Source organism: Xanthobacter sp. (assembly GCF_041911315.1).
GTDB lineage: Bacteria > Pseudomonadota > Alphaproteobacteria > Rhizobiales > Xanthobacteraceae > Xanthobacter > Xanthobacter aminoxidans.
On the sequence record NZ_JAYRPE010000059.1, the window covers coordinates 67,481 to 87,192 of the forward strand.

Here is a 19,712-nt window from a genome sequence, read left to right on the forward strand (position 1 = left end):
CAAGCTTGTGAGTTGATTGAAGCCTCCCGGCACGGCACCAACACAGCGGGTGGAGGCGAGGAGAGCACAATGGGTATCGCGCAGCGTGAGGTTAGCGTCGCGGGCACGTTGTGCCGGCTGATGAGCGCTGGCCTGGTGGGCCTCTCCCTCGGCGTCGCCCCGGCCGCCGCAGCAACGGGCGACATTCCCGTCACCGCCAATGCCGGCATGGGCACTGGGGATATGGGCCCAAGCGATGCCGCCCCCTCCGGCGCCCGCGCGACCGGTGGTATCGACGGCGCCGGCAATGCCGCGGTTCCGCTCACTACGCCCCTGCCCCCGGCGGCCGCTGCCCCGGCGCCCGCGCCCCGTGCCGCCGCTCCCGCCTCCGTTGCGAGCCCCGTTCGCGGCGGCGTCGATTCGGCTGGCGACAGCCCGGCCCCCGCCCCGGTTCAAACGCCCGCCGCAGCCCAATTCAATCCCGCTCCGGTCGCCCCCGCCCAGCCGGCTCCGGCCCAGGCGGCAACGCCCGCTCCCGTGCCGCAGCCCGTCGTCGCCGCCAGTCCGCTCGCGCCGGTGAGCGAGGCCATTGCCGCGCTCCTCTCCACGCCCGAGAGCATCACCCCTTCCAAGAAGGAGCAGGAGGCGCTCGCGACCTTCTATGGCGCGCGCCAGACCATGCCGGTCTTCGTGACCGACACCGGGCTCGACGCGCGCGGCAAGGCCGTGATCGCGCGCCTCGACGCCGCCGGCGAGGACGGTCTCGATCCCGCCGACTATCAGGTGCCCCTGCCGAAGAAGGGCGCCACCGCCGCCGATCTCGCCCGCACGGAGCTGAAGATCGCCGTCGCCGCCATGACCTATGCGCGCCATGCGCAGTCCGGCCGCTTCGATCCCGGCCGCATCTCTTCGCTGGTCACCCCGGTGCGCGACATCCCGGACCCGACCGCCACCCTGACCAAGATCGCCTATGCCCCCGACGCCAACGCCGCCCTCGCCGCCTTCAACCCGCCCCACCCGGGCTACAAGGCGCTGAAGGCGCAGCTCGCCAAGGCGAACGGAAGCGCGCCCACCATCCCCGCCATTCCGCCCGGCCCGCAGGTGAAGCCCGGCGCCAGCGACCCGCGCATGCCCACCCTGCGCGCCCGCCTCGGCATCGTCGGCAAGCCGGGCGATGATCTCGTCTACGATCCGGCGCTGGTGGAGGCGGTGAAGGCCTTCCAGGAAGCTTCGAAGATCAAGCCGACCGGCATCATCGGCCCGGCGACCCTCGCCGCCCTCAATGTGGGCGCCACCAGCTCCAGCGGCAGCCTGCGCAACGACGTCATCGCCAACATGGAGCGCTGGCGCTGGCTGCCGCGCGACCTCGGCGAAAAGTTCGTGATGGTCAACATCCCCGAGTTCATGGTGCGGATCTATCAGGACGGCCGGGTGATCCACGAGACCCGCGTGGTGGTGGGCAAGCCGGAGACGCCGACCCCGCTGCTCACCCGCGAAATGCAGTACATCGTGGTGAATCCGGCCTGGAACATCCCGCCGAGCATCGCCCGCAACGAGATGATGCCGCTGCTGCGCAGCGACCCCAGCGCCCTCGCCCGTCGCGGCATCCAGGTGGTGCGCAACGGCTCGGGCGGCTACTCGTTCCGCCAGGACCCGGGCGAGCGGAATGCCCTCGGCCGCATCAAGTTCATGTTCCCCAACGACCACTCGGTCTATCTGCACGACACGCCGTCCAAGGCGCTGTTCCAGAACGACCGCCGCGCCTACAGCCACGGCTGCGTGCGCGTTTACGAGCCGCTGAAGTTCGGCGAAGTCATCTTCAACGCCGGCCTGCCGGGCGACAACTGGACCGAGCAGCGCATCTCGAAGATGTTCGGGGGCTCGGAGCGCTACATCAACCTGAAGCAGCGTTTCCCGGTCCACATCGTCTATTTCAACGCCTTCGTGGATGGGGCCGGCCGCCTCGTGATGCGCGAGGATCTTTACGGCATCAATGCCGCGACCAAGACCTACCTGGGCCTCGACGGCAAGCAGCGAATCGCCGACAGCGCGACGCCCAAGACGGCGCCCCGCGCCCGTTGATCCCTGATCGATCGCGAAGGCCCGCTCCGGCGGGCCTTCTTTTTTATCAATAGCTTAGCTGCCTACCGCCATCTACACCGCGACAACCTGCCGCGATTCCGGCAGGAAAGTCAGCACTACTGCCCCTTGCCTGATGCATGGAGGCCACAGCCCGACGCAACGTCTGGCACGTTTTCGCCATACTCCGCCGCTACTCACGGGACCGTGACCCGAGGCAAGGCCATCTGCCGCCCTCGGTGAGCTGGGGGAGCCGGGTGTCAACGCACCCTTAACCGAACCCGACAAGACTCCGTCTCCATCGCTTCGCGGCAACACATCGCGAAGTCCTTGAAATCTGAGCCTCGGGTTCGAGACATTGGCCATCCGCACCACGCCTGAAACCGTCCGCCACACGCGCCGCCCCAGCGGCCAGCGCGGCCGGTCCGCCTTTCAGGCGATCCTGCCAGCCCTCGCCATGGCGGGAAGTCTCATCCTCGCCGGCACCACCTCGCTGCAGAATGCGGTAGCCAACGGCGATACCCGCACCATCACCCTGCACCACACCCATTCCGGCGAGAGCGGCAGCTTCACCTTCAAGAAGGACGGCCGCTACGACCAGGCGGTGCTCGCCCAGCTGAATCACTTCCTGCGCGACTGGCGCAACCAGAAGTCGACCCAGATGGACCCCCAGCTGTTCGACATCGTCTGGGAGGTCTACCGGGAGGTGGACGCCAGTGCGCCGATCCAGATCGTCTCGTCCTACCGCTCGCCGGAGACCAACTCCATGCTGCGCGCCCGCTCCAGCGGCGTGGCGAAATTCTCCCAGCACATGCTGGGCAAGGCGATGGACTTCTACATTCCGGGCGTGAACCTCACCGACCTGCGCGTCGCCGGCCTGCGGCTCCAGCGCGGCGGCGTCGGCTTCTACCCCACCTCCGGTTCGCCCTTCGTCCACATGGACACCGGCAACGTGCGCCACTGGCCGCGCATGACCCACGACCAGCTCGCCCGCGTCTTCCCCGATGGCAAGACGGTGCATGTGCCCACCGACGGGCGTCCGCTGGCGAAATATGACGTGGCGCTGGCCGAGATCCAGGCGCGCGGTTCCAAGCCCGGCGTGGGCGTCGCAAGCGCCGGCAAGGGCAAGAACTTCTTCGCCAGCCTGTTCGGCAAGAAGGATGCGGACGACGACGAGGGCGGCGAGGCCCCGACCGCCGCCTCCTCCACGGTCGCGTCCGCCGAAGAGACGGCCAGCCGCGAGACGCCGGCTTCCGCGCCCGCCCGCGCGGTGCGGACCGCGTCCGCCACCATGCCCATTCCCCCGACCCGGCCAGCCGAAATCGTCGCCGGCGCCATGGTCAGCGCGCAGGCGACGCGCAACGGCTTCCTCGCGCCGCTGCCCCTGCCCCGCCCGGCGGAGGCCGACCGCAACACCCGCACCGCCAGCCTCACCTCGGCGCCCGTGCCGCTGCCCTCGGTCATCACCCGCGGCACCGAAGGGGAGACCGGGCCGGTTCTCGGCTACGCCGCCGCCGGCTCCATGATGGATCAGCGCATGCCGCTGACGGGCGGCTTCATGGCCGGCGCGCACGGACATCCGGCTGCCGTCGCAACGGCGCCAGTGACCGCGACAAGCGCTCCGGCGAGCGCACGCCCGCGCACCAAGCTTTCCGAAATCGCCTTCGGGCGGCTGTTCCTGTCGCCGAGCCTCTCCAACGAGCTGTATCTGCGCGTGCCGGAGATGCGGCAGCTGGCGACTTTCATGGCGCCGCCGCGTGAAGTGGTGGCGACGGCCTTCTCGCGGGACGGCTCGTTCGGCCTGAAGGCCCGCTTCGCCGGCACCGCCGTGGCGGACCTGCCGACTTACGTGTTCCGTGCGCCCCAGGTGGCCTACAACAGCCAGCGCATGTGATCCGCGCGGGCGGTCCCTCCGCCCGCTGCCGTCTCAGACGAAGATGCCCAGCGCCTGCATATAGAGATCGACGATGGCCTCGTGCTCCTTGCGCTCGTCGACGTCTTCCTTGCGGATTTTCAGGATGGTGCGCAGCGCCTTGACGTCGAAGCCGTTGGCCTTGGCTTCGGCGAACACGTCCTTGATGTCGTCGGCAATGGCCTTCTTCTCCTCCTCGAGGCGCTCGATGCGCTCGATGAAGGACTTGAGCTGTTCCTTGGCAAAGCCCGCGGGGGAATCTGAAGCGTCTTCCGCCACCTGGACGGTCTCCTTGGGTTCCGCCGCGCGTCCGTCGAGGCCATGCCGGGCCGGCGCGCGGGTCAAAGGGTGGAGCCTTGATGGCTCCGGAGGGAAAGCTGATAGAGGCGGGCGGAAAGCCGCGCGTCAAGGATGCGTCCCCGCTTTCCACCCCGCCGGTGATCCACAACCGGCCCGGGACCCGCGGCGGGACAGGTTTTCGTGAGCAAAAACCCCTCCTTTACCCTGGCGTTCGGTACCTTGATGCTGACGCTCGGGGCGCTGGCCATGGGCGCCTCGGTGCTGTTCGTCCGCCTCGCGGATGTGGGGCCGTTCGCCAGCGCCTTCTGGCGGGTGGCGCTCGCCTTGCCACCGCTGGCGCTCTGGGCGGCTCTCGCCGAGGGGACACGCGCCTTCCGGCCCGACCGGCTGTCGCTGCTCGCCGGCGCCTTCTTCGCCGGGGACCTCTTCTTCTGGCACCTTGCCATCCTTGGCACGACCGTCGCCAACGCCACGGTGCTCGCCACCACGTCGCCCCTGTGGATCACCGCCTTCGCCGTGCTGGTGCTGCGGCAGAAGGTGTCCCGTGCCGGCCTCCTCGGGCTTGGCCTGTGCATCGCCGGGGCGCTGGCACTGGTGGGGCGCTCGTGGCAGTTCGATCCGCAGCATCTGCCGGGGGACGCCGCAGGGCTGGCGACAGCGGTATTCTTCGCCGGCTATTTCCTCGCCGTCAGCCGGGCCCGCGCCTCACGCGGAGCGGCGGCCATCACCCTCGTCTCCACTGCCACCACCGCGCTGATCCTGCTGGCAGTCGCCCTCATTGCAGAGCCGACCCTGTGGCCCGCCAGCGCTGGCGGTCTTGCGGCGCTGGTGGCGCTGGCCCTCGTCTCGCAGGTGGGCGGACAGGGCCTGATGGCTGTGGGCCTTGCCTCCGTGCCACCGGCGTTCGGCGCGCTGGTCTTCTTTCTGGAGGTGGCGTCCGCCGCCGCGCTCGGCGCCATGCTCCTGGATGAGCCCATTACCGGGCTTCAGACGGCGGGTGGCGCGCTGATCCTCGCCGGCATCGTGGTGGCCCGTCCGCGCCCACGTCCGGCACGCACGGGAGAGGCCGGGAAGGACCATTCCGCCACCGGCTACCGGGAGGGCAGGCATTGACGCCCCGGTCCCCACGGGGCACACAACACACCATCATGCCCTTCGCCGCCACGCCCCTCCGCTTCGACGGCATGCCCGAACCCTGCGCGGCGCTTGCGCCGGCCCGACGGGTGAATTCCGCGCCACGGAGCCTTGCGCTCGCGCTCAGCGCCGCATTCGCGCTTGGGCTGGGCATCAGCCTCATCCCCACGCCCGCTGCCGCCGAATTCCGGCTGTGCAACCGCACCCAGAGCCGTGTCGGTATCGCCCTCGGCTACAAGGACGGCGACGCCTGGGCCACCGAAGGCTGGTGGAACGTCGCGGCCAACAGCTGCGAGACGCTGCTGCGCGGCGACCTCGCGGCGCGCTTCTATTACCTCTATGCCGTGGATTACGACCAGGGCGGGGAGTGGGCCGGCAAGGCCTACATGTGCACCCGGGAAAAGGAATTCACCATCAAGGGCGCCGAGGACTGCCTCGCCCGCGGCTTCGACCGCACCGGCTTCTTCGAGGTGGACACCCAGGAGCAGAAGTCCTGGACGGTGCAGCTCACGGAATCGAGCCAGAGCAAGCCAAGTCCGGCCGCCGCTCCGCTGCCACCCCCCCGCGCGAAGCCCTGAAGCAGATCAGATTCCCCGGCCTTCGACCTTGATGGTGAGCTGGCTCTCCAGCTCGCCCGCCCCATCGAGATGCGGATTGACGGCGAGCGCCTGCCGTACGGCCTGCAGCGCCCGCTTGTCGTCGCCGAGGTCCCGCATGATCAAGGCCAGGCCGTAGAGCATGGCGAAATGGCGCGGCTCGCGCGCCAGCACCTCCCGGATGTCCGCAAGGGCCGCGCCATAGTCGTCGCGCATGTAGAAGATCGTCGCCCGGCGGCTGAGCGCGCCGATATAGTCGGGCTCGATCTCGATCACCTCGTCCAGCAGCTGCACGGCAAGGTCCGTCTCCTTCGCCTCGGCTGCCGCCGCCGCGCGGGCCATGAGGAGATCGGCGCTGGGACTTCCGGAATCGCCGAAGATCTGGTCGAGCCGGTCGGCGATCATCTTGGCGCTGCGATCGTCGGGGGCGACCTTCAGGGCAGCGAACAGGCCTTCCACCTGGGTCCGCTTGTCCCTCGGCAGGCGCGGACGCGCCGGGGCGGAATCGGACGGACCGGCGGACGGAGGGCCGGGCTGCGGCATGGCCTTGTCGCCGCGCAATTGCTGCGCCTGCGCGAGACCGCCGGAGATCACCACCGTCAGCACGGCGGCAAGCAAGAGACACGGCGCACGCAGAGTGCGGTCGGCAAGGCGGAGAGGCATCGCGCGGAAGATCATCGGCGAAGTGTCCGCCGCGACGCACGCGCCGTCAACAACTGCGCCGGCCACAGGGGAGTCCCGGGCCGGCGCAGCAGATCACGTTTGCTCAAGATCGAAGGACCGGACCGGAAGTCCAGCCTGAGCGCTCAGCCCTGACGAGCCTTGTAGCGCTTCTGGGTCTTGTTGATGATGTAGACGCGGCCCTTGCGGCGCACGAGACGGTTCTCGCGGTGGCGGCCGAGCAGCGACTTCAGGGAATTGCGGATCTTCATGACAAACTCGCTCGTGTCGAAGTTCGGAGCCGACCGCGGCGCGCTTGCCGCGCGGCCTATCGACACCGGGAATTGGATCGGAGCCGGCGTGATAAGGGGCCGGGACCCGGATGTCAATGCAAGCAGCCGATTCCCGCGCCGCGCCCTCACGCGCGATGGTAGGGATGCCCGGCGAGGATGGTGACAGCCCGATAGATCTGCTCCGCCAGCATGACCCGCACCAGCTGGTGGGGAAACGTGGCCGTGCCATAGGCGATCATCAGGGACGCCCGCGCCCGCACTTCTTCCCCGAGCCCGTCCGCACCGCCGATGACGAAGGCGAGGGCGGAGAGCCCGCCGTCCCGGTCGGACGCGATGCGGCGGGCGAAGTCCTCGCTGGAGAAATTGCGCCCGCGCGGATCGAGCACCACGAGTCCAGCCCCCGCAGGCAGCGCCGCGAGAAGCGCCGCCGCTTCCTCGGCCATGCGGTCCTCGGCGCGGCGGGCGGCGGATTCGGCGATCTCGATCATGTCGCACGGGCCGAGGCCCAAGGGCCGGCCGGCGGGGCGGATGCGATCCACGTAGCGGGTCACGAGCTCCCGCTCGGCGCCGGCTTTCAGCCGGCCGACACAGGCGAGGACGAGGCGCACGTCGTCTACAGGCCCGCCTGAACCGGAAACGCCATCAGGAGCGGGGCGTCCCGGACCACATCTTCTCGATATTGTAGAAGGTGCGGACCTCGGGCTGGAAGACGTGGACGATCACGTCGTTCGCATCGATGAGCACCCAGTCGCAGGCCGGCTGGCCTTCCACGCGCACGTGCTTGATCCCCGCCGCCTTGAGCGCCTCGATGAGGTGCTCGGCGATGGCGCCCACGTGCCGCTGCGAGCGGCCGGAGGCAATCACCATGTAGTCGGCGATGGAGGTCTTGCCGCGCAGGTCGATGGAGACGATGTCCTCGGACTTGTCGTCATCCAGCCGGGCTTGGATGAGGGCGAGAATTTCCGCAGCGTCGGGAAGCGCCTCGGAAACCTTGGCGTCTGAAACCGTGGCGGGCGGTGTCATCTCAGCGGCCGCCTGAAGTGCCATCGTGGACAGGGGTCCAAATCCTCTCGCTCAAGGCGACGGTCCAAACCGTCGCACCACCTCAGAATGCCTGCAAATCAATGAATTTTCAAGACGTATGGCGGACGGCCTCGATCTCGTGCCCTCCCTGCCCCCCGCGTGCGGCCCGGATTCCCGTTGAGGAGAGGGGAGATTTCAGCCCGTGGAGGAACACCCAGGCGGGTGGCGCGCAGTCCGCCAGGAGGCGGGCCTCATGCTCGCCGAGACGATAGCGTGCCAGCGCCTGCGCGGCCGGCGATGCGGTCGCGGCAAGGCTTTGCCCCATGCGGTCCACCACCGCGATGGGCACGAGGTCGGCGATGCCGCGCCAGTGCTGCCAGCGGTCGAAATGGGCGAGATTGTCCGCCCCCATGATCCAGACGAAGCGCACGCCCGGCAGCCGCCGCACGAGATAGGCCAGCGTCTCGTAGGTGTAGCGGGTGCCGATGCCGGCCTCGAAGCCGGTGACGTCGATGCGCGGATGGCGCGCCACCGCGCGGGCGATGGCGATGCGCTCCTCCAGTGGCGGCAGGGCGCGGTTGTCCTTCAGGGGGTTGCCCGGCGTCACCAGCCACCACACCCGGTCGAGGCCGAGCCGGCGCAAAGCGAGGAGGCTCGCCGCGCGGTGGGCGGCATGGGCGGGGTTGAAGCTGCCGCCGAACAGCCCGACGCGCAGCCCCTGCGTGACGAAGGGCAGGCGCCGCGCGGCACGCGGCGTCACAAGCTCCACGGCAGGGCCGGACGACATCACGGACGGGTCTGTCCCGACCCGTGGATGCGGTATTTGAAGGAGGTGAGCTGCTCGGCCCCCACCGGCCCGCGCGCATGCATCCGCCCGGTGGCGATGCCGATCTCCGCGCCGAAACCGAACTCGCCGCCATCGGCGAACTGGGTGGAGGCGTTGTGCAGCACGATGGCGCTGTCCACCTCGGCGAGGAAACGGTCGGCCGCCGCCGCATCCTCGGTGACGATGGAATCGGTGTGATGGGAGCCGTGCGCCTCGATATGGGCGATGGCGTCGCCCACCCCATCCACCACCTTGGCGGCGATGATGGCGTCGAGATATTCGGTGTCCCAATCCTCGGCCGTTGCCGGCTTCACGCGCGCATCCACCGCCTGCACATCGGCATCGCCGCGGATCTCGCAGCCGGCGTCGATCAGCATCTCCACCAGCGGCTCGAGGTGCGTTCCAGCCACCGCCCGGTCGATCAGCAGCGTCTCGGCGGCGCCGCAGACGCCGGTGCGGCGCATCTTGGCGTTCAGCACCACGGTCTTGGCCATGTCGAGGTCGGCGGCCTTGTCCACATAGACGTGGTTGATGCCGTCGAGATGGGCGAACACCGGCACCCGCGCATCGCTCTGCACCCGCGCGACGAGGCTCTTGCCGCCACGGGGCACGATCACGTCCACGGTGTTGCCGAGGCCGGCCAGCATGTGGCCCACCGCTGCGCGGTCGGGCACGTTGACGAACTGCACCGCATCCTCGGGCAGGCCGGCGGCGGTGAGCCCGGCGACGAAGGCGCGATGGATGGCGCCGGAGGAATTCAGGCTGTCCGACCCGCCGCGCAGGATCACGGCGTTGCCGGCGCGCAGGCACAGGGCAGCAGCGTCCGCCGTCACGTTCGGCCGGCTCTCGTAGATGACGCCGATGACGCCCAGCGGCGTGCGCACGCGCTCGATGATGAGGCCGTTGGGGCGGGTCCAGCGCTCGGTGACGAGGCCGATGGGATCGGCAAGCTCGGCCACTTGCTCCACGCCCTCGGCCATGGCCTCCACCCGCGCGGCGGTGAGGGTGAGCCGGTCGAGGAAGGAGCCGGTCATGCCTTCCGCCTTCGCCTTGGCCACGTCGATGGCATTGGCCGCGAGGATTTCACCGGCTGCCGCGCGGATCGCTGCGGCCGCGGCCTTGAGCGCCTGCGTCTTCACCTCGGGCGCAGCGAGGGCGAGGCTGCGGGCGGCGGCACGGGCGCGCTTGCCCATGGCCAGCATCACCCCCTCCAGCTCCGCCGGCGGCACGGGCCGGCCCGCAGTGGCGGCGGCATCGGTGCGAAGGGCGGAGGCGGTGGACATGGGATGACTCTCAGAAGCAGGACAGGACGTTCGCCCTCATATGGGGGCGCAGGTTCTCCCTAGCACATTGCCCGCCGGGTGCGACAGGTGGGCGCGGAGGGTCAGAAGTCCTCGGGCGGCTCGTTGGGGTCCCGATCCATGAGCGGAGCGGACGGGGCGTCCTCAGTCACCTGACGGAGATAGGCGAAGGCGAGCGAAACATAGGCGGCGAGAGCGATCGCGCCAATGACAGACATGATGCTGGAGAGGAGGCCGTTGATGAGGGCCGGGATGAACGGCGTGCCGGGCGTCTCGAACGACCGCATCTCCAGGTGAAGCGGCCCGAGGGGCGTGGATTTCGTCTCCGATACGACGTGCATGTCCGTCGCCGAGAATGAGCCGAAGAGGAACTGCACGGGGAGCACCACGACAATGACGACCGCCAGCATGGCGAGCGAAAGGAGCAACGTGCCGCCGACCAGCCGCAGGGTATTTCCGCGCCCCAGACGCCAGACGTCGTTCCATGGCATCGGCTGGCCGATCGACCGGGACGGCAGCCTGAGGCTCAGCCGGGTGACCACACCGATCGCGGCAAGCCAAACGGCAAGCGCGCCGACGAAGACAGCGAATGTCGACCAGCTTCCGATACGCGCCAGGGCGACGACGGCAGTGATCCCGGCAACGGAGAGCATCGCCAGAATGAGAGTTGCCAGAAGCAAGACAAGGGAATCGAACAGGTAGGTGAGGCCGCGAATGCCGAGCGGGCCCATGGTTGCGGCATTGAAGCCGCCTGATCCACGCAGGATTTCGTTATGGGTCAGCAACGCCAGATAGATGAAGGCGAAGCCCTCTATCGCGTTCAGCCCGTAGATCTTCACGAACGCCATCGCAGTGGGCAGTCGTTCGGCCTCGACAACATCCCCCAGCAGGATCAGGCCCACATAGTTCCAGGCCAGCGTTCCAACCGCATAGATCAGCGCCACGATCCAGTGCTTGCGCAGAACCGTCAGTGTCCACCGATAGGTGAATTTGAGCGCCTGGAAGACGGGAAACTTCACGCGCTGGGCCATCACGAGGCGCCTGTGGGAGGCGACGCGGACGACGGACGACGGCGCGCCCCTCGCCCCCGCGATCACAACCGCTATCCCGCCGCACACAACCTGTCGAGGGGTTTCAGCGCCTTACCTAGCGGTATCGCGTTGCGCTGATGACCTTCACTCTACCCCGAGCGCCAGATCGTCCCGGTGCACCATCTCGGAGCGGCCCTTCACCCCCAGCAGCGCCTCGATCTCCGAGGTGGAGTGCCCCATGATGCGGGCGGCGTGGGTGGAATCGTAGGCGACGAGGCCGCGCCCGACTTCAGCGCCGTCGGGACCGCGCAGCACCACGGCGTCGCCGCGGTCGAACTGGCCGTCGATGCGCTTCACGCCGGCCGGCAGCAGGCTCGCTCCACGGCGCAGCGCGGCCACCGCGCCGTCATCGAGATGCAGCGTGCCGCGCGGCTCCAGCGCCCCGGCGATCCAGCTCTTGCGGGCGCGCACGGGATTGGCGGACGTGAGGAACCAGGTGCAGCGCCCGCCCTCCATGATGCGCTTGAGCGGATTCTTCACGTGGCCGGAGGCGATCACCATGTGGGTGCCGGCAGAGGTGGCGATCTTGCCCGCCTCGATCTTGGTACGCATGCCGCCGCGCGACAGCTCGGAGCCGGCATCGCCCGCGATGGCCTCGATCTCGGCACCGATGCGCGGCACCACGGGGATCAGCGTCGCATTGGGGTCCTGCGCCGGAGGGGCGGTGTAGAGGCCGTCGATGTCGGAGAGCAGCACCAGCAGGTCGGCACTGGCCATGGTGGCGACGCGTGCGGCGAGGCGGTCGTTGTCGCCGTAGCGGATCTCGGTGGTGGCGACCGTGTCGTTCTCGTTGATGATCGGCACGGAGCGCAGCTCCATCAGCCGGCCGAGGGTGGAGCGCGCGTTGAGATAGCGGCGACGCTCCTCGGTGTCGCCCAGCGTCAGCAGCACCTGCCCGGCGGTGATGTTGTAATGGCCGAGGATGTCCGCCCAGGTCTTGGAGAGCGCGATCTGCCCCACTGCGGCGGCCGCCTGGCTGTCCTCCAGCTTCAGCGGCCCCGACGGCAGGCCGAGCACGGTGCGCCCCAGTGCAATGGCGCCGGACGATACCACCATCACTTCGCAGCCCTTGGCGTGCAGGGCCGCGATGTCCTCCACCAGCGAGGTCAGCCAGGCGAGGCGCACCCGGCCCTGCGCCCGGTCCACCAGCAGGGCTGAGCCCACCTTGATGACGATGCGGCGGAAATCGGCGAAGGCGGGCGTCTTCGCCTGCGCATCGGAAGACGCTTCGAAGGATGCAGACTCGGGAGAAGCGGTTTCGGGGGAGGACATGGACATGCGAACCGGCAGGGCACTTCAGGCGTGCGGGCGGCGCACGTCGGTGCGGGAGAAGTCATCCCCCTTGAAGAGGAGCGGCACGTCATGCGCCTTGGCCACGGCATAGGCCATCGGGCTGCTGAAGTTCAAGCCCGCCGGCACATGGCGAAACGGAATGGAGACGGGAACCCGGCCTAGGGCCGCCACCCATCCCGCGGCGCCGCCTCTTCCTTTTCGACGCCGCGCGCCTCCTCCACAACCTCGAGAAGCGCCCTCAGCGCCTCCGGCACGCCCTGGCCCGAGGTGGCGGAGAGGAGCAAAGGCTTCTTCTTCGCCGCGCGCTGGAGGCGCTCCTTCTGCTGCTTGAGCAGTTCGGGCGAGAGGGCATCCACCTTGGAGAGAGCGACGATCTCCGGCTTCTCGTCGAGACCGTGGCCATAGGCGGCAAGCTCGGCGCGGACGGTCTTGTAGGCCTTGCCGGCATGCTCGGAGGTGCCGTCCACCAGATGCAGCAGCGCGCGGCAGCGCTCCACATGGCCAAGGAAGCGGTCGCCGATGCCGATGCCCTCGTGGGCGCCCTCGATCAGGCCGGGAATGTCGGCCAGCACGAACTCGCGCCCGTCCACCCGCACGACGCCGAGGCCGGGATGCAGTGTGGTGAAGGGATAATCGGCGATCTTGGGCTTCGCTGCCGTGGTCGCCGCGAGGAAAGTGGACTTGCCGGCATTGGGCAGGCCGACGAGACCGGCGTCGGCAATCAGCTTCAGCCGCAGCCAGATCCACCGCTCCTGACCTTCGAGGCCGGGATTGGCGCGGCGGGGAGCCTGGTTGGTGGAGGTCTTGAACTGGGCGTTGCCGAAGCCGCCATTGCCGCCTTCGAGGAGCTTGATGCGCTGCCCCACCTCGGTCATGTCGGCGAGGATGGTCTCCTCGTCCTCGTCGAGGATCTGGGTACCGGCCGGCACCTTCAGCACCACGTCGGCACCCTTGGCGCCGGTGCATCTGGCGCCCCTGCCGTGGTCGCCCTTCTTGGCCTTGAAATGCTGCTGGTAGCGGTAATCGATCAGCGTGTTGAGACCGTCGACGCACTCGATCCACACGTCACCGCCGCGTCCGCCGTCGCCGCCATCGGGACCGCCGAACTCGATGAACTTCTCGCGCCGGAACGAGACGCACCCTGCCCCGCCGTCTCCGGAGCGCACATAGACCTTGGCCTGATCGAGGAATTTCATGGGTTCGAGGTAGAGGCCGACGGCCCACAAAGCAAGGCCGCCGACGCACGAGGAGGCACGAAACCCGCCATCAGGGCCGCAGATGCAGCCCCGATGCGGCCGGGCCATCCGCCCTTCCCTGCCTCAGCGCGTGCCCCACTGCTGGTTGGAACGGTCTTCACCGCCGCTCTTGCACGGCCAGGCAACCACGCCCGTTCCGGCCCCGCCGAAACGCGGCACATCAAGGCACATATTGTTCTGGCCGATGATTTCGCCGTTCGCGCCGACCCGCCACTGCTGATTGGCGCCGCCGTTGCACGAATAGATGATGACCCGATCCCCGGCGCGCGCCGCACCGCCCGAAATGTCGACACAACGCCTGCCGGCCCGGATCGTCCCGTCACCCATGAAGGTGAAGGACTGATTGTCGCCGCCGTTGCACGGAAAGACGATAATCGACGTGCCATTGGGCTGGTCAAGGCCGCCCTTGACGTCGAGGCAGAGGTTGCTCGCATGGCCCGGCCGCAGTTCGCCCGCACTTGCCCCGCCCACCAGCACACAGCAGAAGGCGGCCGCCGTCATCAGAATTCGCATTGTTTCCCCCCGGAATGAGGTTCCACCCTACCATTACAGCCAAGCTTCGCAACCCCTCCGAGCTTGCAGAGAAAATGGGTTGGGCTCATCCGATCCCCTGTCAGAGCCACCCCGCCCTTTGACCTTTCCCGCGCGCCGGACCAAAAGACGAACATGAGCCCGCGCACCGTCGACGTCCTGCTCCCCCTCGGCCTCGACGCCGCCTATTCCTACCTCCTGCCCGAGGGGATGGAGGTGTCGCCCGGCGACCTCGTTCATGTCCCGCTGGGCACCAAGAGCGTCATCGGCGTGGTCTGGCCGCGCGCGCAGGCCGGTGGCAAGGCGGTGGAGACCGGCAAGCTGAAGGCGGTGAAGGCCAAGCTCGATTACGTTCCGCTGCCGCCTGACCTCATCAGGCTCATCGACTGGATGGCCGACTACACGCTGGCGCCGCGCGGCATGGTGCTGCGCATGGCCCTGCGGCATGGCGAGAGCCCCGGCGCGGCGCGCGAGCGGGTCGGCGTGCGGCTCACCGGCACGGCGCCTACGCGCATGACGGCCGCCCGCGCACGGCTTCTGGATACGCTCGCGGATGGCTTCGTGCGCGGGAAGACCGAAGCGGCGCGGGAGGCCGGCGTGTCGCCCTCCGTGGTGGACGGGCTGGTGGATGACGGAACGCTGGAAGCCGTGGTGCTGCCGCCCGAGCCCGCCGCCTACCCGCCCGATCCCGACCACGCGGTGCCCGAGCTGTCGCAGCCGCAGTCGGAGGCGGCGGCGGCCATGGTCGCGGCGGTGAAGGCGAAGACGTTCGCCGTGCACCTGCTCGACGGCGTCACTGGCTCCGGCAAGACCGAGACCTATTTCGAGGCGGTGGCGGAAGCGATCCGCAGCGGCCGGCAGGCGCTGATCCTGCTGCCGGAAATCGCCCTCACCCAGGCCTTCCTCGACCGCTTCACCGAGCGCTTCGGCGTGAAGCCAGCGGAATGGCACTCGGGCGTCTCCACCCGGCGGCGCGCGAAGGTGCTGAACGAGGTCGCCTCGGGACAGGTGAAGGTGGTGGCGGGGGCGCGCTCCGCCCTCTTCCTGCCGTTCCGCGACCTCGGCCTCATCATCGTCGATGAAGAGCACGACCCGGCCTACAAGCAGGAGGACGGCGTCTGCTACCACGCGCGCGACATGGCGGTGGTGCGGGCACGCCTCGCCTCCGCCCCCATCGTGCTGGCCTCGGCGACGCCCTCCATCGAGACCGAGGTGAATGCCCGGCGCGGGCGCTATCGGCGGCTCGCCCTCCCCGTGCGCTTCGGCGGCGCCAAGGTGCCCGGCCTCTCCCCTATCGATCTGCGCAAGGAAGGCCCGCCGCGCGGCCGCTGGATCGCGCCGCGGCTGGAAGCCGAGATCAACACGACGCTGGAGGCGGGCGAGCAGGCGCTGCTCTTCCTCAACCGCCGGGGCTACGCGCCGCTCACGTTGTGCCGCTCCTGCGGCCACCGGATGCGCTGCCCCTCCTGCACCGCCTGGCTGGTGGAGCACCGCTTTCGCCGCCGCCTCACCTGCCACCATTGCGGCTATCAGGCGCCGGTGCCGGAAAAGTGCCCCGCCTGCGACGCACCGGACAGCCTCGTTCCGGTCGGGCCCGGCGTGGAGCGGCTGCAGGAGGAGGTGCAGACCCTCTTCCCCAATGCCCGTGCCCTCGTCCTCTCCTCGGACCTGCTCGGCGGGGTGGAGCGGATGCGCGCCGAACTCGATGCCGTGGCGAAGGGCGACGTGGATGTGGTGGTGGGCACCCAGCTCGTCGCCAAGGGCCACAATTTCCCCGGCCTCGCGCTGGTCGGCGTGGTGGATGCGGATGTCGGCCTCGGCCATGGCGACCCGCGCGCCGCCGAGCGGACGTTCCAGCTGGTGCATCAGGTGGCCGGGCGCGCCGGGCGCGGCAAGGCGGAGGGGCGTGGCTTCATCCAGACCCACATGCCCGAGCATCCGGTGATGCGCGCGCTCGTGACCGGCGATCGCGACGCCTTTTACGACGTGGAGATCGCCGCCCGCGAGGAGGCGCACCTGCCCCCCTTCGGCCGCATGGCGGCGCTCATCGTCTCCGCCAGCGAGGCCCATGTGGCCGAAGGCCATGCCCGGCGCCTCGCCGCTTCCGCGCCCGTCCTGCCCGACGTGCGCATCCTCGGCCCGGCGGAGGCGCCCCTTGCCCTGCTGCGCGGGCGCCACCGCTGGCGCCTGCTGGTGCGATCGCCGCGCAACTTCGACCTGCCGGCCTATCTCAGGGAATGGCGGGCCGTGGCACCGAAGATCACGGGCAACATCAAGGTGGCCATCGACGTGGACCCCCAGAGCTTCCTGTGAGCAGCGCCATCGACCGCCCCGCCGCCCGGCTCCTTGTGCTCGATGGGGAGGACCGGCTGCTGCTGTTCCGCTTCGCCTATGCCGAGGGCGCGCTGGCCGGAAACGTCTTCTGGGCACCGCCCGGCGGCGGGCTGGAGCCGGGCGAGACCTATGAGGCCGCCGCCTGCCGCGAGCTTCTGGAGGAAACCGGCCTCCGCATTGCCCATCCCGGCCCGGCCGTCGCCCGCCGCGAGGTCTCGTTCACGATGCCGGACGGGCAGCGGGTGCGTTCGCGGGAGTGCTATTTCCTCGTGCGCGCACCGGGCCTCGTGGTCTCGTCCGCCGGCTGGTCGGACGATGAGCGCAAGGCGCTCGTGCATCACGCCTGGTGGACGCGGGATGCGCTGGCCTCTCTCGCGGAGCAGGTGTGGCCGGAAGATATTTTCGTGATGCTCGCAGAGGCCGGCGTCTGGCCCTGATGGTGCGTCGATGCCGGCGCCACTGTCCCGCTTGCTCGCCGCGCGCCGTTGGGCACAATCCGCCGCCATGCTCGCCCTCGCCGAATCAGCGGACCTCTCCCTCGCGCGGATCGACCTCCGCGGTGCGGAGCTTGAGCTTGACCCGTCCGGTGCCCTGCTCTGGCCGGACGAGCGGCTGATGGTGGTGGCGGACCTGCACCTGGAGAAGGGTTCCGCCTTCGCCCGGCGCGGCCAGATGCTGCCGCCCTACGACACCCTGGACACGTTGAAGCGCCTCTCGGCCGTGGTTGCCCTGCACCAGCCGCGCATGGTGATCGCGCTGGGCGACAGCCTGCACGACCGCTGGGCCGGCGAGCGCATGGCCAACCCGCTCCGCGACGAGATCCGCCGCATCCAGACCGGCCGCACCTTCATCTGGATCGCCGGCAACCACGATCCCCTGCCCCACGACCTCGGCGGCGAGGGCACCGCCATGCTCGCCCTTGGCCCCCTGCTCTTCCGCCATGAGCCGGAGGAGGGGCCGGCACCGGGCGAGGTGTGCGGCCATCTGCATCCGGCAGCGCGGGTGGTGACACGCGGACGGGGCGTGCGGCGGCGCTGCTTCGTCACCGATGGCAGCCGGATGATCCTGCCGGCGTTCGGCGCCTATGCCGGCGGCCTCAGCGTCGCCGATCCCGCCATCGCACGGCTGTTCCCGGCGCGACGCTTCACCGCCCACCTGCTGGGGGCCGGACGCACCTACGGAATGCCGTCGTCCGCCTGCCTCTGAAATAAGAACGCTCAGCGCCGGCGGCGGATGCGGACATAGAGCGCGCCCTCGCCGCCATGGCGGCGTCCGGCGGATTCGAACCCCACCACCACCGCCCGCAGGTCCGGCTCGGCCAGCCACAGCGGCACCGCCCGCTTGAGCACGCCCCGGCCCTCGCCGAAGGCCGGCCCCGAACTCATCAGGCGCTCGGGATCGCCCTTGCCGGTGATGACCAGCACCAGCGCATGGCCGCTCGCCTGTGCCTCCATGAGGAACAGGCGCAGGCGGCGATGGGCGGCCGCCTGGGTGAGGCCGTGCAGGTCGAGGCGCGCATCCACCTCAGCCCCGCGGGTGAGGCGGCGGCGGGTCTTCGGCTCCAGCGCAGCCAGAGGCGGGGGCGGCGGGGACGTGGGGGCGACGACCTTGGGCGGGGTTCCGGCCTTGGCTTTCGCTTTCGCCTTCGACTCGGGCGTCGGCGCGACGACGGGGGGCGGCTCGGGGGCGGGGACCAGAGGCGGCGCGACAACGGGCTTCTCAGGCCGCAGGCGCTTCACCGAGCGCACCACATGGTCCCACAGCGCGCGCTCTTCCGCGTCAAGTATCCGGCGCCGGCCCCGGCGGCTCATGGCGTGCCTCCGGAGTCCACCTTGGCGAAGCGCGGCACCAGCATGGTGAACTTGCCCGAATGCCGGATGCGGCCCGCTACCGCGCCCGCTGCATCGCCCGCACCGAAGAACACGTCCGCCCGCGCCGGCCCGACGATGGCCGACCCCGTGTCCTGCGCGATCATCAGCCGACGGAACGGCTCGGCCGTGCCGGGAGCGGAGAGCGGCAGGTCGGCCTCCACGAAGATGGGCGTGCCGTAGGTGTGGAGCTTGCGATCCACCGCCAGCGAGCGCCCCGCCGTGAGCGAAACGCCCTGCGCGCCCATGGCACCCGCATCGGCACCAAGCGTCAGGGCCTTGAAGAAGGTGAAGGTCGGGTTCTCCCGCCGCAAGGCGCGGCCCGCCGCGGGATCAGCCTCCATGAAGGCGCGGATGCGCGCCATGGACATCTCTTCCCGCGGCACCAGCCCCCGCTGGACCAGGAGACGCCCAACCGCCACATAGGGCTGGCCGTTGAAGCCGTCATAACCCAGCCGAAGAATCCGGCCATCCGGGAGGCGCACGCGGGCGGAGCCCTGGATCTGCATGAAGAACAGATCAACGGGATCCTTGAGCCAGACAATCTCCAGCCCGCGTCCCGCCAAGGCGCCATCCTCGATGGCGGCGCGATCGTGATACGGCACGAGGGCGTCGCCCTCCCGCCGGAAGGCGGAGCCGGAATTGGGCGTGGCACCGGGCCCGGTCATGACGAGATCACCGGGACGTCCATAGACTGGAACATCGAAGCCGTTGCCGGGCTGGAGCGCGCCCTCCACCTCCGGCTCGTAATAGCCGGTATAGTAGCCCCCTGAACCGCCGTCCGGGATCACCCGCCACGCGCGGAAATTGGCCTCGAAGAACAGGCGGGCGAGAAGGGGCGACGGTGCGTCCGGACCAAGCCGCGCGGCCGCGGCGCAGGCGTGGCGCAGTCCCTGCCGGAGCGTTGGCGCGGAGGCCGGCCCCACATCTTTCGGCGGCGACTTCAAAGCCGCACAGCTGACGCGGAAGGTGGCGAAAGCCGCGGCGTGGTCGTCGGCGATCCAGCCGTCGAGGTCCGTGAAGGCGACGGGCTCGAGCCGCGCGCCGGCCACGACGGGAACGATGGGCTGGAGCGACATGGCCGGTGCTGGGATGGGTCGGGAGGCCGGGGCGGCGACGCAGGATGAGGTGGCCGCGAAGAGCGCCACCACCATCCCGGTGAGGCTCGCGCATCGTGCGGCAACGCCAGGAGCGAAGCGCCGCACGCCGGCTGTGACGGCGCGCGCCTGTGCCATG

Annotated in this window: 21 protein-coding genes; 7 read left to right on the forward strand and 14 right to left on the reverse strand. The window is 69.7% G+C overall.

Annotated elements, in window-relative coordinates:
• The first annotated feature begins 69 nt into the window (after positions 1–69).
• Positions 70–2,061 (forward strand): murein L,D-transpeptidase, encoded by a 1,992-nt coding sequence (locus ACE3QW_RS17495; RefSeq protein WP_374252840.1) that lies wholly within the window; start codon positions 70–72, stop codon positions 2,059–2,061.
• Between the two features lie 355 nt (positions 2,062–2,416).
• The gene (locus ACE3QW_RS17500; RefSeq protein ID WP_374252841.1) at positions 2,417–3,952 is read left to right on the forward strand and encodes a DUF882 domain-containing protein; all 1,536 of its coding nucleotides are present in this window, start codon (positions 2,417–2,419) and stop codon (positions 3,950–3,952) included.
• A 33-nt stretch (positions 3,953–3,985) separates the two neighbouring features.
• Here the strand turns inward: ACE3QW_RS17500 and ACE3QW_RS17505 are convergent, their stop codons facing one another.
• Positions 3,986–4,249 carry a DUF2312 domain-containing protein gene (locus ACE3QW_RS17505; protein ID WP_029556144.1) on the reverse strand — a complete coding sequence of 88 codons (264 nt, stop codon included), beginning with the start codon at positions 4,247–4,249 and terminating at the stop codon, positions 3,986–3,988.
• A gap of 201 nt (positions 4,250–4,450) precedes the next feature.
• On the opposite strand from ACE3QW_RS17505, the gene ACE3QW_RS17510 reads away from it, so the two are divergent.
• Together ACE3QW_RS17510 and ACE3QW_RS17515 are read left to right on the forward strand one after the other, a co-directional pair.
• Entirely contained in the window at positions 4,451–5,383 is a 933-nt protein-coding gene (locus ACE3QW_RS17510) for a DMT family transporter (protein WP_374252843.1), read from the forward strand.
• A gap of 71 nt (positions 5,384–5,454) precedes the next feature.
• Positions 5,455–5,982, forward strand: a complete 528-nt coding sequence (locus tag ACE3QW_RS17515; protein WP_029556146.1) for a DUF1036 domain-containing protein — start codon at positions 5,455–5,457, stop codon at positions 5,980–5,982.
• Between the two features lie 6 nt (positions 5,983–5,988).
• On the opposite strand, the gene ACE3QW_RS17520 is transcribed toward ACE3QW_RS17515, so the two are convergent.
• The 11 genes from ACE3QW_RS17520 to ACE3QW_RS17570 all read right to left on the reverse strand — a co-directional run bounded on the left by ACE3QW_RS17520 (position 5,989) and on the right by ACE3QW_RS17570 (position 14,256).
• Positions 5,989–6,663 carry a tetratricopeptide repeat protein gene (locus tag ACE3QW_RS17520; RefSeq protein ID WP_374252844.1) on the reverse strand — a complete coding sequence of 225 codons (675 nt, stop codon included), beginning with the start codon at positions 6,661–6,663 and terminating at the stop codon, positions 5,989–5,991.
• A gap of 143 nt (positions 6,664–6,806) precedes the next feature.
• A complete protein-coding gene (gene ykgO / locus ACE3QW_RS17525; protein WP_024276737.1) occupies positions 6,807–6,932 on the reverse strand; it encodes a type B 50S ribosomal protein L36 in 126 nt (41 codons plus the stop codon).
• A gap of 146 nt (positions 6,933–7,078) precedes the next feature.
• Positions 7,079–7,561 carry a 23S rRNA (pseudouridine(1915)-N(3))-methyltransferase RlmH gene (rlmH, locus tag ACE3QW_RS17530; RefSeq protein WP_029556148.1) on the reverse strand — a complete coding sequence of 161 codons (483 nt, stop codon included), beginning with the start codon at positions 7,559–7,561 and terminating at the stop codon, positions 7,079–7,081.
• A 34-nt stretch (positions 7,562–7,595) separates the two neighbouring features.
• On the reverse strand, positions 7,596–8,000 hold the full coding sequence (gene rsfS / locus ACE3QW_RS17535; RefSeq protein WP_024276735.1) for a ribosome silencing factor: 405 nt from the start codon (positions 7,998–8,000) through the stop codon (positions 7,596–7,598).
• A gap of 85 nt (positions 8,001–8,085) precedes the next feature.
• Positions 8,086–8,763 (reverse strand): nicotinate-nucleotide adenylyltransferase, encoded by a 678-nt coding sequence (locus ACE3QW_RS17540; RefSeq protein ID WP_374252847.1) that lies wholly within the window; start codon positions 8,761–8,763, stop codon positions 8,086–8,088.
• The gene (locus ACE3QW_RS17545) at positions 8,763–10,004 is read right to left on the reverse strand and encodes a glutamate-5-semialdehyde dehydrogenase (protein ID WP_374252906.1); all 1,242 of its coding nucleotides are present in this window, start codon (positions 10,002–10,004) and stop codon (positions 8,763–8,765) included. Before ACE3QW_RS17545 ends, ACE3QW_RS17540 begins: the two co-directional genes overlap by 1 nt.
• Before the next feature lie 182 nt (positions 10,005–10,186).
• Positions 10,187–11,134: a hypothetical protein gene (locus tag ACE3QW_RS17550; protein WP_374252849.1), complete on the reverse strand. Its 948-nt coding sequence runs from the start codon at positions 11,132–11,134 to the stop codon at positions 10,187–10,189.
• Positions 11,135–11,278: 144 nt separating this feature from the next.
• On the reverse strand, positions 11,279–12,466 hold the full coding sequence (gene proB / locus ACE3QW_RS17555) for a glutamate 5-kinase (protein ID WP_374252850.1): 1,188 nt from the start codon (positions 12,464–12,466) through the stop codon (positions 11,279–11,281).
• Between the two features lie 24 nt (positions 12,467–12,490).
• The gene (locus tag ACE3QW_RS17560) at positions 12,491–12,583 is read right to left on the reverse strand and encodes a type II toxin-antitoxin system VapC family toxin (protein WP_374252851.1); all 93 of its coding nucleotides are present in this window, start codon (positions 12,581–12,583) and stop codon (positions 12,491–12,493) included.
• 62 nt (positions 12,584–12,645) lie between these two features.
• Positions 12,646–13,683, reverse strand: coding sequence for a GTPase ObgE (gene obgE / locus ACE3QW_RS17565; protein WP_024276730.1), 1,038 nt, complete (start codon positions 13,681–13,683; stop codon positions 12,646–12,648).
• A 123-nt stretch (positions 13,684–13,806) separates the two neighbouring features.
• The gene (locus tag ACE3QW_RS17570) at positions 13,807–14,256 is read right to left on the reverse strand and encodes a ricin-type beta-trefoil lectin domain protein (protein ID WP_374252853.1); all 450 of its coding nucleotides are present in this window, start codon (positions 14,254–14,256) and stop codon (positions 13,807–13,809) included.
• A gap of 153 nt (positions 14,257–14,409) precedes the next feature.
• On the opposite strand from ACE3QW_RS17570, the gene ACE3QW_RS17575 reads away from it, so the two are divergent.
• From ACE3QW_RS17575 to pdeM, 3 genes are all read left to right on the forward strand, one after another.
• Entirely contained in the window at positions 14,410–16,587 is a 2,178-nt protein-coding gene (locus ACE3QW_RS17575) for a primosomal protein N' (RefSeq protein WP_374252855.1), read from the forward strand.
• The gene (locus ACE3QW_RS17580) at positions 16,584–17,045 is read left to right on the forward strand and encodes an NUDIX hydrolase (RefSeq protein WP_374252857.1); all 462 of its coding nucleotides are present in this window, start codon (positions 16,584–16,586) and stop codon (positions 17,043–17,045) included. Before ACE3QW_RS17575 ends, ACE3QW_RS17580 begins: the two co-directional genes overlap by 4 nt.
• 67 nt (positions 17,046–17,112) lie before the next feature.
• On the forward strand, positions 17,113–17,814 hold the full coding sequence (gene pdeM / locus ACE3QW_RS17585; protein WP_374252858.1) for a ligase-associated DNA damage response endonuclease PdeM: 702 nt from the start codon (positions 17,113–17,115) through the stop codon (positions 17,812–17,814).
• An 11-nt stretch (positions 17,815–17,825) separates the two neighbouring features.
• Here pdeM and ACE3QW_RS17590 read toward each other — a convergent pair whose 3' ends face one another.
• Both ACE3QW_RS17590 and ACE3QW_RS17595 read right to left on the reverse strand, forming a co-directional pair.
• Positions 17,826–18,419, reverse strand: coding sequence for a Smr/MutS family protein (locus ACE3QW_RS17590; protein WP_374252859.1), 594 nt, complete (start codon positions 18,417–18,419; stop codon positions 17,826–17,828).
• Positions 18,416–19,711 (reverse strand): murein transglycosylase A, encoded by a 1,296-nt coding sequence (locus ACE3QW_RS17595; RefSeq protein ID WP_374252861.1) that lies wholly within the window; start codon positions 19,709–19,711, stop codon positions 18,416–18,418. The genes ACE3QW_RS17590 and ACE3QW_RS17595 overlap by 4 nt, the downstream gene beginning before the upstream one ends.
• Between the last annotated feature and the right edge of the window lies 1 nt (position 19,712).

Excerpts from the sequence above, each read along its gene's own strand:
- ACE3QW_RS17540 (WP_374252847.1), bottom strand. The coding sequence starts at position 8,763 with ATGTCGTCCGGCCCTGCCGTGGAGCTTGTGACGCCGCGTGCCGCGCGG.
- ACE3QW_RS17575 (WP_374252855.1), top strand. The coding sequence starts at position 14,410 with ATGAGCCCGCGCACCGTCGACGTCCTGCTCCCCCTCGGCCTCGACGCC.
- ACE3QW_RS17570 (WP_374252853.1), bottom strand. The coding sequence starts at position 14,256 with ATGCGAATTCTGATGACGGCGGCCGCCTTCTGCTGTGTGCTGGTGGGC.
- ACE3QW_RS17515 (WP_029556146.1), top strand. The coding sequence starts at position 5,455 with ATGCCCGAACCCTGCGCGGCGCTTGCGCCGGCCCGACGGGTGAATTCC.
- obgE (WP_024276730.1), bottom strand. The coding sequence starts at position 13,683 with ATGAAATTCCTCGATCAGGCCAAGGTCTATGTGCGCTCCGGAGACGGC.
- ACE3QW_RS17545 (WP_374252906.1), bottom strand. The coding sequence starts at position 10,004 with ATGCTGGCCATGGGCAAGCGCGCCCGTGCCGCCGCCCGCAGCCTCGCC.
- rsfS (WP_024276735.1), bottom strand. The coding sequence starts at position 8,000 with ATGGCACTTCAGGCGGCCGCTGAGATGACACCGCCCGCCACGGTTTCA.
- ACE3QW_RS17590 (WP_374252859.1), bottom strand. The coding sequence starts at position 18,419 with ATGAGCCGCCGGGGCCGGCGCCGGATACTTGACGCGGAAGAGCGCGCG.
- ACE3QW_RS17495 (WP_374252840.1), top strand. The coding sequence starts at position 70 with ATGGGTATCGCGCAGCGTGAGGTTAGCGTCGCGGGCACGTTGTGCCGG.
- ACE3QW_RS17520 (WP_374252844.1), bottom strand. The coding sequence starts at position 6,663 with ATGCCTCTCCGCCTTGCCGACCGCACTCTGCGTGCGCCGTGTCTCTTG.
- ACE3QW_RS17595 (WP_374252861.1), bottom strand. The coding sequence starts at position 19,711 with ATGGCACAGGCGCGCGCCGTCACAGCCGGCGTGCGGCGCTTCGCTCCT.
- pdeM (WP_374252858.1), top strand. The coding sequence starts at position 17,113 with ATGCTCGCCCTCGCCGAATCAGCGGACCTCTCCCTCGCGCGGATCGAC.
- ACE3QW_RS17560 (WP_374252851.1), bottom strand. The coding sequence starts at position 12,583 with ATGGCCTATGCCGTGGCCAAGGCGCATGACGTGCCGCTCCTCTTCAAG.
- ACE3QW_RS17550 (WP_374252849.1), bottom strand. The coding sequence starts at position 11,134 with ATGGCCCAGCGCGTGAAGTTTCCCGTCTTCCAGGCGCTCAAATTCACC.
- ykgO (WP_024276737.1), bottom strand. The coding sequence starts at position 6,932 with ATGAAGATCCGCAATTCCCTGAAGTCGCTGCTCGGCCGCCACCGCGAG.
- proB (WP_374252850.1), bottom strand. The coding sequence starts at position 12,466 with ATGTCCTCCCCCGAAACCGCTTCTCCCGAGTCTGCATCCTTCGAAGCG.